The 13748-nt window shown below is 64.4% G+C and carries 12 protein-coding genes and 1 tRNA gene; 4 read left to right on the top strand and 9 right to left on the bottom strand.

Annotated features, from left to right (window positions below; all coding sequences use genetic code 11):
* The first annotated feature begins 29 nt into the window (after positions 1–29).
* Positions 30–839 carry a hypothetical protein gene (locus ACREBX_RS19500; protein ID WP_431563391.1) on the top strand — a complete coding sequence of 270 codons (810 nt, stop codon included), beginning with the start codon at positions 30–32 and terminating at the stop codon, positions 837–839.
* A 125-nt stretch (positions 840–964) separates the two neighbouring features.
* Here ACREBX_RS19500 and ACREBX_RS19495 read toward each other — a convergent pair.
* The 6 genes from ACREBX_RS19495 to ACREBX_RS19470 all read right to left on the bottom strand — a co-directional run bounded on the left by ACREBX_RS19495 (position 965) and on the right by ACREBX_RS19470 (position 6947).
* A tRNA-Lys gene (locus ACREBX_RS19495) sits at positions 965–1040 on the bottom strand.
* Between the two features lie 123 nt (positions 1041–1163).
* Positions 1164–2270 (bottom strand): rod shape-determining protein RodA, encoded by a 1107-nt coding sequence (gene rodA, locus ACREBX_RS19490; RefSeq protein WP_431563390.1) that lies wholly within the window; start codon positions 2268–2270, stop codon positions 1164–1166.
* On the bottom strand, positions 2267–4174 hold the full coding sequence (gene mrdA / locus ACREBX_RS19485; RefSeq protein ID WP_431563389.1) for a penicillin-binding protein 2: 1908 nt from the start codon (positions 4172–4174) through the stop codon (positions 2267–2269). Before mrdA ends, rodA begins: the two co-directional genes overlap by 4 nt.
* Positions 4175–4192: 18 nt before the next feature.
* The gene (locus tag ACREBX_RS19480; protein ID WP_431563388.1) at positions 4193–4714 is read right to left on the bottom strand and encodes a rod shape-determining protein MreD; all 522 of its coding nucleotides are present in this window, start codon (positions 4712–4714) and stop codon (positions 4193–4195) included.
* On the bottom strand, positions 4711–5619 hold the full coding sequence (gene mreC, locus ACREBX_RS19475; protein ID WP_431563387.1) for a rod shape-determining protein MreC: 909 nt from the start codon (positions 5617–5619) through the stop codon (positions 4711–4713). Before mreC ends, ACREBX_RS19480 begins: the two co-directional genes overlap by 4 nt.
* A 281-nt stretch (positions 5620–5900) precedes the next feature.
* The gene (locus tag ACREBX_RS19470) at positions 5901–6947 is read right to left on the bottom strand and encodes a rod shape-determining protein (RefSeq protein WP_431563386.1); all 1047 of its coding nucleotides are present in this window, start codon (positions 6945–6947) and stop codon (positions 5901–5903) included.
* 192 nt (positions 6948–7139) lie between these two features.
* On the opposite strand from ACREBX_RS19470, the gene mutL reads away from it, so the two are divergent.
* Entirely contained in the window at positions 7140–8948 is a 1809-nt protein-coding gene (gene mutL / locus ACREBX_RS19465) for a DNA mismatch repair endonuclease MutL (protein WP_431563385.1), read from the top strand.
* A gap of 1 nt (position 8949) precedes the next feature.
* Positions 8950–9471 carry a homogentisate 1,2-dioxygenase gene (locus ACREBX_RS19460; RefSeq protein ID WP_431563384.1) on the top strand — a complete coding sequence of 174 codons (522 nt, stop codon included), beginning with the start codon at positions 8950–8952 and terminating at the stop codon, positions 9469–9471.
* Here ACREBX_RS19460 and ACREBX_RS19455 read toward each other — a convergent pair whose 3' ends face one another.
* From ACREBX_RS19455 to ACREBX_RS19445, 3 genes are all read right to left on the bottom strand, one after another.
* On the bottom strand, positions 9472–10668 hold the full coding sequence (locus ACREBX_RS19455; RefSeq protein WP_431563383.1) for an alkaline phosphatase family protein: 1197 nt from the start codon (positions 10666–10668) through the stop codon (positions 9472–9474).
* Positions 10669–10710: 42 nt separating this feature from the next.
* Positions 10711–12279 (bottom strand): alkaline phosphatase D family protein, encoded by a 1569-nt coding sequence (locus ACREBX_RS19450; protein ID WP_431563382.1) that lies wholly within the window; start codon positions 12277–12279, stop codon positions 10711–10713.
* A 78-nt stretch (positions 12280–12357) separates the two neighbouring features.
* A complete protein-coding gene (locus tag ACREBX_RS19445; protein WP_431563381.1) occupies positions 12358–13122 on the bottom strand; it encodes a MauE/DoxX family redox-associated membrane protein in 765 nt (254 codons plus the stop codon).
* 41 nt (positions 13123–13163) lie between these two features.
* On the opposite strand from ACREBX_RS19445, the gene ACREBX_RS19440 reads away from it, so the two are divergent.
* Positions 13164–13565, top strand: a complete 402-nt coding sequence (locus ACREBX_RS19440) for a MerR family DNA-binding protein (RefSeq protein ID WP_431563380.1) — start codon at positions 13164–13166, stop codon at positions 13563–13565.
* The last annotated feature ends 183 nt before the right edge of the window (positions 13566–13748 follow it).

Here is a 13748-nt window from a genome sequence, read left to right as displayed (position 1 = left end):
CCGTTTTTCCATATCTAGGGGAGGGTGTTTTGGTAGCGGCAGCAGCAGCAAGTTTTCGAGCCTGTGTTTTAGCGTTAGGATTGGTCGCCTGTTCGGAGGTGCCGCAAAAAAATGAGGATCAAAATGATCCAACTCCGTCGTTGGTCGAACAGGTCCAAGCCGTTGCGGGCTCTTGGCGAATAACTTCGGAAACGGATGCTCTCACCGATCGGGAAATTGCCAGCGCTGCACAGTACATAATCGCCGACGATTTCGACTTCTTGGTCCGTGTGACATGCTCTGACAGCGGAGCTTTGCGCTACAGTTTTACGTCGTTCGACAAAGGAGGCGCTCCGGCTGAGATGCAGTCAAAGTTCTACCCGAGTTCCACCTACGTGCGGGGAGGCGTGTTCGTACCATATTTTCTGCGGTTGGATTCTGCCTCGTCCCAAAGAATTCTGGGAACCGCTCCTCGCTATAACAACGAGGTCGAGTTCAGCTCGAACCCGGAGGGAGTGCTTCCCAGCAAGATCGATGCCTATCAGGTGGCGTCCGCAGATAGGATCGTTGCTCGGTTCCAGCTGACGGAGGGAGAGGAAACGATACAGCTCTCTCAGAGCGATGCAGGCTTTCAGGGGGTGGTCCAACCTTGCCGTGATGCCCGCAACCAAATTCTAGCCGACAAGCAGCAACAGGCGGAAGAAGAGGCGGTAGCAATTTCTGAGCGCAACGAAGAGATTCGTCGAGGAAACGAGTTGAGAACTCAAGGTTATGGAGGAAGGCAGTCTGCCGATAACCCTAACTCGGCCATCGTCACCGAATCTGCGACGGAAGAGAATTCTGAACCCATTGAAGAATGAGGGCTGAATTCGGGGCCTTGCCGACACTTTTGCCCGGCTGGTGACTTTATAGGTCTTTATAAGATTTCAGCGATCGCAAATGGCCGTTTTTAAGTCCAGTAACTCGCTGATTTACTGGGAGAAAATGGTGGACGCACTAGGGCTCGAACCTAGGACCCGCTGATTAAGAGTCAGCTGCTCTACCAACTGAGCTATGCGTCCACTGCCGTTTTCCGGCGTGCCTTGCTGCGAAGAGTTGCCCTCTTTGCTGCGAAGCGAGCGGCCCGCTATCATGGCGCTGTGGGGATGGCAATGCCCCCGATGATTTTTTGTCGAAGTTTTTTCTCAATGAAAGCGGCGCGTGCCCGTTTTGCTGTCGTTTTCGATCGCGAGCAGGATACCGACGCAGGTCATGATCGTCAGCATCGACGAGCCGCCATAGGAAAAGAGCGGCAACGGAATGCCGACGACGGGAGCGAGGCCCATCACCATCATCAGATTGATCGCGATATAGAAAAAGATCGTCATGGTGAGGCCCGCGGCGGCGAGCTGTCCGAAACGCGTCCGCGCCTTGAGCGCGACGCGCGTCGACCAGCGCAGCAGCAGGAAGAAGCCGAAGAGCAGCGCGAGCCCGCCGATCAGCCCCCATTCCTCGGCCATCGTGGCGAAGATGAAGTCGGTGTGGCCTTCGGGCAGATAGTCGAGGTGGCTTTGCGACCCGTTGAGGAAGCCCTTGCCGCCGATGCCACCCGAACCGATCGCGATCTTCGACTGGCTGATATGATAGCCGGCGCCCAAGGGATCGCTTTCGGGGTCGAGAAAGATCAGCACGCGCTTTTGCTGATAGTCATGCAGCATCGAGAAGAGCACCGGCAGCGCCGCCGCGCCTGCAGCCGCCGCGCTGCCGAACCACCAGAAGGGCAGGCCAGAAACGAACATGACCACGACGCCGCCGATACAGATCGAAAGCGCCGTGCCCAGATCAGGCTGTAACATGACGAGCGCGGCGGGCAGGCCGATCATGACGAGTGCGGGCCACAACGCGGTAAAGGTCCGCGTATTTCCGGGAGGTAGCTGCGCATAGAAGCGCGCGAGCGCGACGACGATCGTAACCTTCATCAGCTCGGATGGCTGCAGGTTCATGAAACCGAGGTTCAGCCAGCGCTGGCTGCCGCCACCGACAAAGCCCAAAAGCTCGACCGCGATCAGGAGCACGAGGACGCCGATATAGGCGAGATAGGCAAAGTTTTCGAAAATACGGAGCGGGAAACGGCCGATCACCAGTGCCGCGGTCAGAAAGACGAGGAAGCGCAATCCCTGCTGCAGCGCCCAGGGCGCCCAGTTGCCGCCCGCCGCCGAATAGAGGACGAGCAGGCCAAAGCCGGTGATGCCCGCGAGGATCGCGATCAGTTTCCACGGGATGCGCTGGATGGCGGGCGGAACGGGAATCATTGCGGAACCCCCGGTTTGGGGTCGCTCGATGCGCCCGATTTCCATGCGGCATAGTCGCGGTCCATGCGTTCCTTGATCGTGCCGCCCCAGCCGGCCTCGAAGGTTTCGAGCGCCTCCATCGCCTTTTCGCGGTCGAAGAGGAAGGTCATGAAATCCTTGGCCACAGGTGCCGCAGCGCGCGCGCCCCCCAGGCCATGTTCGATGACGACGGCCGTCGCATAGCGTGGATTGACGACGGGCGCGAAGCCGATGAACAGGCCGTGATCGCGAAATTTCCACGTCCCGCTTTTGCCGTTTCCGGTGCCGAGCCCGCGCACCTGCGCGGTGCCCGTCTTGCCCGCCATCGTGATGCCGTCGAGCGGCAGGCGGCTGCGCACCGCGGTGCCGGCTCCGTTGACGACAAGGTCCATGCCGTGGCGCGCAACGGCGAGCGCTTCGGGCGAAAAGGGCAGGGGCTCATTCTTGAACTCGCGATTGATCAGGCGCGGGTAAAGCCGGCGCCCCGATGCGATCCGCGCGGCCATCACGGCGAGCTGGAGCGGGTTTACGCTGACATAGCCTTGTCCGATGACGGCGTTGAGCGAGTCCGAGGCCGACCATATCTGGTCATATTTTTTCATTTTCCACGCGCTGTCGGGGATGGTGCCAAAGCGCTGGTTGCTGCCCGCAAGCTGGAATTCCTCGCCGAGCCCGAGCAGCCGGGCGGTAGGGGCCATCGCGTCATAGCCGAGCCGGTGCGCGAGCCAGTAGAAATAGCTGTTGCAGCTCTTCATGATCGCCGACGGCATATCGAGGCTGCCGTGCGTGCCGAGGCAGCGGAAGAAGCGGCTTCCGAGGCGGTAGCCCCCTACGCAGGTGTGGCGTTCGCTCGGGTCGACACCATGTTCGACCGCGGCGATCGCGGCCATCGGCTTCAGCGTCGATCCGGGCGGATAGAGGCCGCGCGTCGCCTTGTTGATCAGTGGCTGGTGATCGTCGGCGCGCAGCCAGGCATATTCGCTGCTGCTGATCCCGTCCGAAAAGCTGTTCGGATCGAAGCTCGGCATCGAGACGAAGGAGAGGATGTCGCCATTCTGGCAGTCGATGACGACCGCCGCGCCCGACTCCCGCCCCATCCGCCGCGCGACAAATTCCTGCAGGTCGGCGTCGATCGTCAGATGGGCCGTCTTGCCCTGCACGTCGGCCTGGGTCGAGAGATCGCGGACGACCTTGCCGCGCGCGGTCACCTCGACGCGCCGCGCCCCCGGCTTGCCCTTCAGCATGTCCTGGAAATATTTCTCCAGTCCGTCCTTGCCGATCTTGTACCCCGGCGTGATGTACAGCGGATCCTTGGCCTTCTGATATTCCTCGGCATTCGGGGCGCCGACATAGCCGATCAGATGGCCAACCGCCGCGCCGGTCGGATAGTTGCGGGCAAAGCCGCGCTGCGGCGCGATGCCGGGCAGTTCGGGCAGGCGGACGAGGATCGAGCTATACTCGGCCTCGGTCATATCTTCCTTGATCGCGACGGGCTGGAATCCCGATGCCGCCTTCAGGTCGCGGTTGATGCGCTCCATCGTGTCGCCGTCGAGGCGCAGCAGGGTCTGCAACTGCCCCAGCACCAGTTCCTTGTTGTGCAGGCGATCGGGAATGATGTCGATGCGGAGGCTGACGCGGTTGTTCGCAAGCGCCTTGCCGCTGCGGTCGACGATCCAGCCGCGCCGCGGCGGAACGAGCGTCAGGTTGACGCGGTTGCTTTCCGATTCAAGAACATAGCGGTCGTTGTCGACAACCGAGATATACGCCATGCGCGTCGCGAGCGCGACGCCGACCGCCGCCTGCGCGCCGCCGACGACCAGTGCGCGGCGGGTGAAGGTAATGCCCCTCCAGGCTTCGGTAATCGGCGGACTCTTCTTCTTCGGCATTAGGGGGTTGGAACCAGTCTATCGGCGTTTCAGGCGGAAATTGTCAAACTTGCCGGTCAGGCGCATGAACAGGGGGACGAGCAGGGCCGAGATGATGATCTGCGGCACCACGAGGCCGAGCACGCGGCCCGTCGCGGCATGCGGGTGGGTGATCAGCGCGCCAAGCGACTGGATGATCGCGACCGACGCAGCGGCAATCGCCCAGTCGTGGAAAAAGCCGCGCCAATAGATGCGCTGCGACGAATAGGCGATTGCGATGCTGGCGATCGTCCACAGCCCCATCGCGGTGCCGATCGGCGCGCCGCTGAACAGATCGTCCCACAGGCCGAGCGGCAGCCCGATCCACACCGGCCACATTTCGGCGCGCAGCAGTTGCCAACACAGGAAAAACAGCAGGCCGAGCGGCGGCAGCACCGGCGAGCTGGCGATCAACGGCAGCATCAGCGGCAGCGCCGAGGCGAACATCACGCTCGCAACCGGAACAAAGCGCATCCGCCACAGCGATGCCGGTTCGCCGAGGCGCGGACCCTTCTGGTTCATGGCGCGCCGGCGGGGGCGGGGGGCGGCGTCGCGGGGCCGGGCAGGCCCTGTGCCTCGATATTGTCGGGGGTGTAGGGGCGCAGCACAGAGACCGCGTCGACCTTGCCCGGGTCGGCGAGCGGGCGTGCGAGGGCACCGTCGTCCTGGCGCCGGACGACGATCGCGACCGGGATGTTGGGCGGATAGAGCCCGCCGGTGCCCGAGGTGACGAGGATGTCGCCCGGCTTGAACGGGTTGTTTGCGATGTTGAGCGTGCGGATGTCGAGGTCGCCGTTGCCGCGGCCGCTGGCGAGCGCGGGCAGCCCGTCGCGCGCGCGGCGCACGGGGACGATATTGTCGACGTCGGTGAGCAGCAGCACCTGCGACACCGAGGGGCCGGCGCCGAGCACGCGGCCGATCAGGCCGTCGGCGCCGCGCACGGGCTGGCCCGCTGCGACACCGAGGTTGCGCCCGATGCTGAGCAGCGCGATGCGCTTGCTGCTCGTCGAGGTCGAGGTGAGCAGATAGCCGTTGGCGAGCGCGGTCTTGTCGGTTTCCTGCAGCTTCAGAAGCGCCTTCAACTGGCGGTTTTCTTCCTGCAGCGAGCTGGTCGCGACGAGCTCGCGCCGCGTGTCGGCGAGTTCCTTGCGCAGCCGGCGGTTCTGCGTGCCCGCGCTGACATAGGCGCCAACCGTATCGTCGATGCCCGAAATCGACCCGATCACCGACCGCGAGGCGCGTGCGACGGGTGCGGCGATTTCCTGGCTCGCCACACGCAATTGGGCAAAGCCGATGGGATCAACGACCGACAGGATCGCCAGCAACAGGCCCGCCACTGCCCCTGTCACCGCGATGACATAGGCAACGAACAGGCTGTACTGAGCCTTTCGGGATTGTCCCGGACGTCGATGTGCCGGGCGGACCATTAGGCCGAGAACCCCTGACTGACGCGATCGAGGCGCCGAAATGGCGAAGATATTGCGGTCGCGTGGCCGCTGCGGATAGTGGTTCTATCTGCAAGGCCGCGCGGCGGCGAGATCGAAGCCATTTCGACGTCCCTTCGGGATTTGACCGATTTTGCCCATGGCCGCGTCGGCAAGCCTTGGAATATTCTCATATGCCTGCGCCTCGCCTCCTAGCCCTGAACAAAATCGCTTCAAACCTCGAGCGCGTCAGTCAGGGGTTCTCGGCCTTAAGACCTACGCGATCAGGCTTGCTGGAGAACGCCGCGGAAAGCGGGGTCTTCCATCGCGCGGCCGGTGCCGATCGCGACGCAGGTCAGTGGGTCGTCGGCCACCGTGACTGGGAGGCCGGTCGCATCCTTGAGCAGCTCGTCGAGCTCGGCGATCAGCGCGCCGCCGCCGGTGAGCACGATGCCCTGGTCGACGATGTCGGCGGCGAGTTCGGGGGCGGTGTTTTCCAGCGCGATGCGCACGCCCTCGACGATCGTGCCGATCGGTTCGGACAGCGCTTCGGCGATCTGCGCCTGGTTGATCGAGATTTCCTTGGGCACGCCGTTCACAAGGTCGCGGCCCTTGATGTGGATCGTCAGCCCGACGCCGTCGGCGGGGATGCGCGCGATGCCGAAATCCTTCTTGATCCGTTCGGCAGTCGCTTCGCCGATCAGCAGGTTATGATGGCGGCGGACGTAGGAAACGATGGCTTCGTCCATCTTGTCGCCGCCCGCGCGGACCGACGTGGTGTAGGCAAGGCCGCGGAGCGACAGCACCGCGACTTCGGTCGTGCCGCCGCCGATGTCGACGACCATCGAACCGATCGGTTCGGTGACAGGCATGTCGGCACCGATCGCGGCCGCCATCGGTTCCTCGATCAGCCACACTTCGCTGGCACCGGCGTTCGACGCGGCGTCGCGGATCGCGCGGCGTTCGACGCTGGTCGAGCCCGAGGGGACGCAGATCACGATTTCGGGGCTGCGGAATGCGTTGGGCTTGCCGCCATGCACCTTGGTGATGAAGTGCTTGATCATCTGTTCGGCGACATCGATGTCGGCGATGACGCCATCGCGCAGCGGACGGATCGCTTCGATGCTGTCGGGGGTCTTGCCCATCATCAGCTTGGCGTCGTCGCCGACCGCCTTCACCCGCTTGATCCCGTTGATCGTTTCGACTGCGACCACCGAAGGCTCGTTCAGGACGATGCCCTTGCCGCGCACATAGACCACCGTGTTCGCAGTGCCGAGGTCGATAGCCATGTCTTGGGAATTGAATTTGAACCAGCGGGAAAAGAAGGACATCGATACTGCTTCCTGTCATCGAAGCCGTGCCCCTGATGGACACGCCCCTGTCGTGATTTATCCGTGCGCCCGGCCGGCGACAGCTACAATCAGGGGGAGATTCCGGCTCTTCCTTTTGGGGTGGCTGGACAAAATGATCAGGGCTGTGCGGATGGGTCGCGATTTGCGTTCGACTGCGCTAGGAGAGCGGCCATGTCAATACGTCGCCTGCCGGAAAAGCTAGTAAATCGGATCGCAGCCGGTGAAGTGGTTGAAAGACCTGCCGCGGCGCTCAAGGAACTGGTTGAAAACGCTATCGACGCCGGTGCGACTCGCATTTCGGTGCGAATCGCCGAGGGCGGGATTTCACGGCTGGAAGTCGAGGATGACGGCTGCGGAATGACCGCCGCCGATATGGCGCTCGCGCTCGAACGCCATGCGACCTCGAAGCTGCCCGATGACGCGATCGAGGACGTCACGACGCTCGGCTTCCGCGGCGAAGCCTTGCCCTCGATCGCGAGCGTCGCGCGGCTGACGCTCGAAAGCCGCGTGGCGGGCGGCGACGGCTGGAAGCGCGTCGTCGACAATGGCGCGGTGGTGGCCGAAGGGCCGGCGGCGCTGGCCAAGGGCACACGCGTGATGGTCGAGGATTTGTTCGCGCGCGTTCCCGCGCGGCGCAAATTCCTGCGTAGCGGTCGCAGCGAATATGCCGCGTGCCTCGATGTCGTACGGCGGCTCGCGATGGCGCGGCCCGACGTGGGCTTCACCGTCGAGCACGACGGGCGCCGGGTGCTCGATGTCCAGGGCGGGCAGGACCAGCTGACGCGCGTCGCCGCGCTGACCCAGCGCGATCTGGCCGCAAACAGCATCGGCGTCGATTTGGACCGCGGCGACGTGCATCTGGGCGGCGTGATCAGCCTGCCGACCTACAATCGCGGTATTGCCGACCATCAATATCTGTTCGTCAACGGGCGCCCGGTGAAGGACCGGCTGCTCGTCGGCGCGCTGCGCGGCGCCTATGCCGATTTGCTCGCGCGCGATCGCCATCCGGTCGTTGCGCTGTTCCTCGATGTGCCCACGGGCGAGGTCGATGTGAACGTCCATCCGGCGAAGACCGAGGTGCGCTTCCGCGACCCGCAGCTCATCCGCGGGATGATCGTTGGCGGCCTCCGCCGTGCGCTCGACGAACATGGCTTCCGCAGCGTCCAGCGTCCCGCCGAAGCGGCGCTTGCGGCTTGGCAGCAGGAGCCGGTGGCGCCGCAGCCCGCGCCGACCTTGTTCGCCGCGCATCCGTCGTATTCGCAAATCCCATCTACCCATTTGGGAGATGGTGCGACAACGGCGTTGCTGCACGATCGCATCGTCGACTTTTCGCCGCCGCGCGATGCGCTGCCGATGGGCCGCGCCGAACCCGCGACCGCGCCCGTGCCGCAGGCCGAGTCGCACCCGCTCGGCATCGCGCGCGGCCAGATCGCGAAAACCTATATCGTCGCCGAGGCCGAAGACGGGCTCGTGATCGTCGATCAGCACGCCGCGCATGAACGGCTCGTGCTTGAGCAACTGCGCCGCGGAATGAGCGGGCAGGCGGTGCCGTCGCAGGGACTGCTGCTGCCCGAGGTCGTCGAACTCGACGAGCCCGCATGCGACCGGCTCGAGGCTGCGGCGCCGCAACTCGCGGCGCTCGGGGTTGAGCTTGAACGCTTCGGCCCCGCGGCGGTGATGGTGCGCGCGACCCCGGCGATGCTCGGCGCGATCAACTGCCAGAAGCTCGTCACCGACATCGCCGACGATCTTGCCGGTTACGACGCCGCGCTTGGCCTCAGCGAAAAACTCGAACTGGTCGCCGCGACGATGGCGTGCCACGGTTCGGTCCGCGCCGGCCGCACGCTCAGCGTCGCCGAAATGAACGCGCTGCTCCGCACGATGGAGGTTACGCCGCATTCGGGCCAGTGCAATCACGGGCGCCCAACCTGGGTGAAGCTCGCGATGGACGATGTCGAGAAATTGTTCGGGAGGAAATAGGATGAAGGTTCGGATCATCGCCATTTTGCTGGCCGCGGTATCGCCCGCGGCGGTGTTTGCAGCGCCCGCAGCGCCTTCTTGTTCCGCAGCGCTCGTGCTGCCGCCCGAACTCGCCGACTGGGCGCGCAACACGTCGAGCAAGACCATCTACGCCTATGGCGACGATCTTGGTGCCGACTGGTCGCCGCTCGGCGCTGCGCGGACCGAACTGCCGCTGCATCGTTTCGAAAGCCTGCGCTACGGGATCGCACCCGAACGCAAGCCCGACGTCTATAAATTCGGCGGCATGATCCCGATCGAGGCGAAGAAGTCGGGACGGCTCATCGTCGCGCTCGACGCGGGCGCTTGGATCGACCTGGTGCGCGACGGCGTGGTGGTTAAATCGGTCACGCACGGTCATGGCCCCGCCTGTTCGGGCATCCGCAAGATGGTCGAATTCGACGTGACGCCGGGGCGCTACCAGCTCCAGATCGTCAACGCGCCGACCGCGTCGATCCACGCGATGGCGGTGCTGCGCGACTGATCAGGGCAGGCGGTTGGTCAGCACCCCGTTGGCGTCGCTTGGCAGCGGCGTAACGCCGATCAGCCGCATCAGCAGCGGATAGACCTCGATATTGTCGATCGTCCCGACATCGCCTTTCAGACCCGTGCCGCTCGCGACGAACAGCGCGAGCATCTCGGGATCCTGATTGTCATAGCCGTGCGCGCCGCCCTTTACGGGCCAGGTCGGCGTGCCCGCGATGATCGACCAGCCGGGTTCGGCGATGCAGATGATCGCGGCAACGCGCGGGTTCTGGCCATAGTGCAGCCGCTTGGGCAGCTCTTCGCGGCGGTTGCAGGTCATATGATTGTGCGGTTTCAGCAGCGCCTTGTACACGCGGTCGTCGGTCCCGGCGGCAGGCTCGATCGCGGCATAGGGGCCGGTTTCGACCGCGACGATGCTGGGAAGGTCGATCAGGTCGGCGAGCTGGATCACGCGGCTTTCGTCGATCGCGCGCATCCCGTGGTCGGCGACGACGATCATCTGCGCGGGTTGCCCCATCGCGGCCAGACCCGAGACAAGGTCTCCGATACGCGCATCGACATCGGTGATGGCCGCGTTCACTTCCGCGCTGTCGGGACCGAATTTGTGCCCGGCGTCGTCGACCGCCTCGAAATAGAGGGTGACGAAGGCAGGGCGGATGTCGGCGGGACGCCGCATCCAGTCGAGCACCGTATTGATCCGCTGCGCATAGCTTACATCGGCGTCGTAGCGCAGCCAGTCGGGTGGCCGGCTCCCGTGGATCGCGACCTCGCTGCCCGGCCAGAACATCGTCGCGCTGCGAACGCCCGCCTTGCCGGCCGTCACCCATGCGGGTTCGGCCTCGTCCCACCAGAAGGGGTCGAGCGACTGTTTCGGATCGCCAAGGCTGAACCGTACATCGGGGCGCCGCGGGTCGATCATATTGTTGCCGACGATCCCGTTCGTGTCGGGCCGCTTGCCGGTCACGATCGCATAATGGTTGGGGAAGGTCTTGGTCGGAAAGGACGGCCGCAGCTTGCCGCGTGCGCCTTCGGCCGCGAGCCGCGACAGGTTCGGCGTGATGCCGCGATCGAGGTAATCGGCGCGAAAGCCGTCGATCGAGATCAGGATCGGGACGGGCTTGCGCTCGTCGCTCTCCTGCGCGTGCGCGGCGATGGGAAGCAGGAGGGCGAGCAGCAGCGGGAGGAGGCGGTTCATGCGCGCTCCGCTATGGCGCTTGTGTGACCGTCCGGCGACACGTCACGCCATCTTGATTCCGGCGACATCGCGCTCGACCACCCCCGTCGCGCGTTTCGACAGCATATTCACCGGCGTCGTGACCTTGTCGACAACCATGAAATGCGTCTGCCAGGCGTCGCGATTGACGTCGCACACGATATAGCCGCGCTGGTCGTTCGCGAATTTGAGCTCGGGGTTCTGGCTGAGGAACACATCGGTGCCGCCCCGCTGATCGCTGCCGTCGCCACCCGACGAAATCGATGTCGCGACGAATTCGGCGCCGACCACCTTGTCCTTCGACACCAGGTCGCCGCAGAAATTCTGGTGCTCGTCGCCGGTCAGCACGATATTGTTCTTGAGCCCCGCCATGCGCGACACGATGCGCTCGCGCGGCGCTTCATAACCCGCCCAGCTGTCGAGATTGACAATCTTCTTGGGCTCGTCGGCCTTCCGCCGGCGGTCGAGCGACATCATCGTGATCTGCTGCGCAAAGGCGTTCCAGGTCGTGCCGCCCTTCGCCAGATTGCGGCCGAGCCATTCCTCCTGCGCCTTGCCGAGCACCTGCCTATCCCGGGCGAACACATCGGGGCAAGCGGGCTTGAAGCCGTCGTCGCACGGCTGGTCGTCCCGATATTGGCGCGTGTCGAGCAATTGCATCGCCATCAGGTCGCCCCAGCGGAACTCGCGGTTGAGCGCGACCATTCCGCCGCGCGGGAGCAAAGCCTTGCGCACCGGCATATGCTCGTACCACGCCTGCATCGCCGCCTGTTTCTTTAGCATGAAGACTTCGGGCGAGGCCGCTTCGGGATCGTTGCCGTCGAGGCCCAGTTTCCAATTGTCGACGTCCGACACCCAGTCGTTGCGGATCTCGTGATCGTCGAAGCTCGACAGGAAGGCATGGACCGATCGCGCTGCCTGCAGGTCGATGTCGCCAAGCTGCTGCGCATAAGCGGTGCGGAAATCGCCGATGTCGACCAACGCGCGAAACGCATGTTTGCGCACCGGGCGCGTCGGCAGCCCGGTGTTGAACAGATATTCCTCGCTATATTCATAGATGAAGTCGCCATAATGATAGACGAAGGCGAGGTCTTCGCGTGCGAGGTGGCGATAGGCGCCAAAGAACCCCGCCTCGAAATGCTGGCACCCGGCGACGCCGAATTTCAGCGCATCGGCCCTGGCGCCGGGCGCAGGCAGGGTGCGCGCGCGGCCGCGCAGGCTGCGCTCGCCGCCGGCGGTAAAGCGGTAATAATAGGGACGGTCGGGCTGCAGCCCCGCGACCTCGACATGGACGCTGTGCGCGAGTTCGGGCCGCGCGAGTTCGGTCCCCTTGGCGACGACGTCACGAAAGCCGCTGTCGCTCGCGACCTCCCAGTCGACCGGAAAATTCGCCAGCGGCATCCCGCCATGGCGCTCCATCGGTTCGGGGGCGAGGCGCGTCCAGATGACGAAGCCGTCGCTCGCCGGATCGCCCGCCGCGACGCCGAGGCTGAACGGAAACTCACGGAAAATCCCGCCTTCGGCGCGCAGGATCGCCGGAGCGGCAAGGCCGGCGAGGGCGGCACCGGCAAGAAAGTGACGGCGGTTATACATGGCTGGGCTCCGTGGGGGCGAATCGAAGCCCCTGATAGCCCAGCCATATGTTTCATCAATGACCGATGCCGGTGAAGATCAGAACCACATCCGCGCCATCCACAGCGCCATCGCGACCATCATCACATTCTCGGTCAGCGAGACGAAGCCCAAGGGCACCTTGCTGCTGCCGCCGACGCACGCGCATTTGATGTCGCGCTTGTCGATATAGACCGCCTTGAACACCGACACCGCGCCAATGCCGCCGATGAAAAGCGCGAGCGGGATCGACAGCCAGGGCAGCGCATGCGCGGTCATCAGCACGCCCGCGAGCCCCTCGGCAAAGGGGTAGACGGTGCCGTAGGGCACCCAGCGTTTGGCAAGCAGGTCATAATTCAGGAACATCGTCGCGAATTTGTCGACGTCCTGCAGCTTGAGCAATGCGAGGACGATCATGCTGAACGAAATGAACCATTCGGCGGCGCGCAGCGTGAAGGCGTCGTCATAGACCGAGAAGCTGGTCGCGAGCGCCATCAGCGCGGTCATCGCGAACAGCGCGATCACCGGCGTGTAGCTCGTCGCGTCGGGATCGGCGACCTTCAGCCCGAAATGACGGCGCAGATCGTCATGGCCGCCGATCCGCACGCCGTCGATAAAGGTCTGCGGCGTCGTCTTGACGCCATGCTCGGCCTTGAACGCGTCGGTTTCCTCGCGCGTCGTCAGCCAGCGATCGTCGACCGTGAAGCCGCGGCTTTCGAGCAGATGTTTCGATTTGAGGCCATAGGGGCAGGTGTGCCCCGGCATGACCATGCGATGGAGAACGGCCGTCTTGCGGCCTGCGGGAAGGGTTGCTTGCTTTGTCATGCGCCCCATATAACGTCCGTACCATGGTACGGAGTCAAGCGATGCAATTGACGATTGGCAAATTGGCGGCCGCCGGCGACGTCGGGGTCGAAACGGTACGCTACTACCAGCGCCGCGGGCTGCTGGGCACACCCGCACGCAGCGGCGGCGACGGCTGGGGGGGCGGGATCCGCCGCTATGGCGAGGATGATTTGCGGCGCCTCAAATTCATCCGTTCGGCCCAGGCGTCGGGCTTCACGCTCGACGAGATTTCCGAACTGCTCGCGCTCGAGGCGAGCGACGACCGCGTGCGCGTGCGTACCCTCGCGCGGCAGCGGATCGAGGTGCTCGACGAAAAGATCGCGCAGATGACCGCAACACGTGCCGCCCTCGCGCGCCTCGCCGACCAATGCGCGGCGAGCGATAAGGGACCTTGCCCGATATTGGCGGCGTTCGAGCCGTAAGACTTTGTTAAACCGGTTCCGGAAACGGCGGCTAACGGCCGAATGCGGCCATAAGATCCTCCCCGCTTGCGGGGAGGGGGACCGCCGAAGGTGGTGGAGGGGGTTGGCGGCCTGAAGCGACGTTGCGGGCGGGCGCCAGCCCCCTCCGTCAGCGCTTCGCGCTGTCACCTCCCCACAAGTGGG

This window comes from Sphingopyxis sp., from assembly GCF_050725655.1.
Taxonomy (GTDB): domain Bacteria; phylum Pseudomonadota; class Alphaproteobacteria; order Sphingomonadales; family Sphingomonadaceae; genus Sphingopyxis.
This window is presented reverse-complemented; position numbering and strand designations above follow the sequence as displayed.

Coding starts and splice junctions, on each gene's coding strand:
- ACREBX_RS19440 (WP_431563380.1), top strand. CDS start 13,164: ATGCAATTGACGATTGGCAAATTGGCGGCCGCCGGCGACGTCGGGGTC.
- ACREBX_RS19480 (WP_431563388.1), bottom strand. CDS start 4,714: ATGAACCAGAAGGGTCCGCGCCTCGGCGAACCGGCATCGCTGTGGCGG.
- mreC (WP_431563387.1), bottom strand. CDS start 5,619: ATGGTCCGCCCGGCACATCGACGTCCGGGACAATCCCGAAAGGCTCAG.
- ACREBX_RS19460 (WP_431563384.1), top strand. CDS start 8,950: ATGAAGGTTCGGATCATCGCCATTTTGCTGGCCGCGGTATCGCCCGCG.
- rodA (WP_431563390.1), bottom strand. CDS start 2,270: ATGATTCCCGTTCCGCCCGCCATCCAGCGCATCCCGTGGAAACTGATC.
- mrdA (WP_431563389.1), bottom strand. CDS start 4,174: ATGCCGAAGAAGAAGAGTCCGCCGATTACCGAAGCCTGGAGGGGCATT.
- mutL (WP_431563385.1), top strand. CDS start 7,140: ATGTCAATACGTCGCCTGCCGGAAAAGCTAGTAAATCGGATCGCAGCC.
- ACREBX_RS19455 (WP_431563383.1), bottom strand. CDS start 10,668: ATGAACCGCCTCCTCCCGCTGCTGCTCGCCCTCCTGCTTCCCATCGCC.
- ACREBX_RS19470 (WP_431563386.1), bottom strand. CDS start 6,947: ATGTCCTTCTTTTCCCGCTGGTTCAAATTCAATTCCCAAGACATGGCT.
- ACREBX_RS19450 (WP_431563382.1), bottom strand. CDS start 12,279: ATGTATAACCGCCGTCACTTTCTTGCCGGTGCCGCCCTCGCCGGCCTT.
- ACREBX_RS19445 (WP_431563381.1), bottom strand. CDS start 13,122: ATGACAAAGCAAGCAACCCTTCCCGCAGGCCGCAAGACGGCCGTTCTC.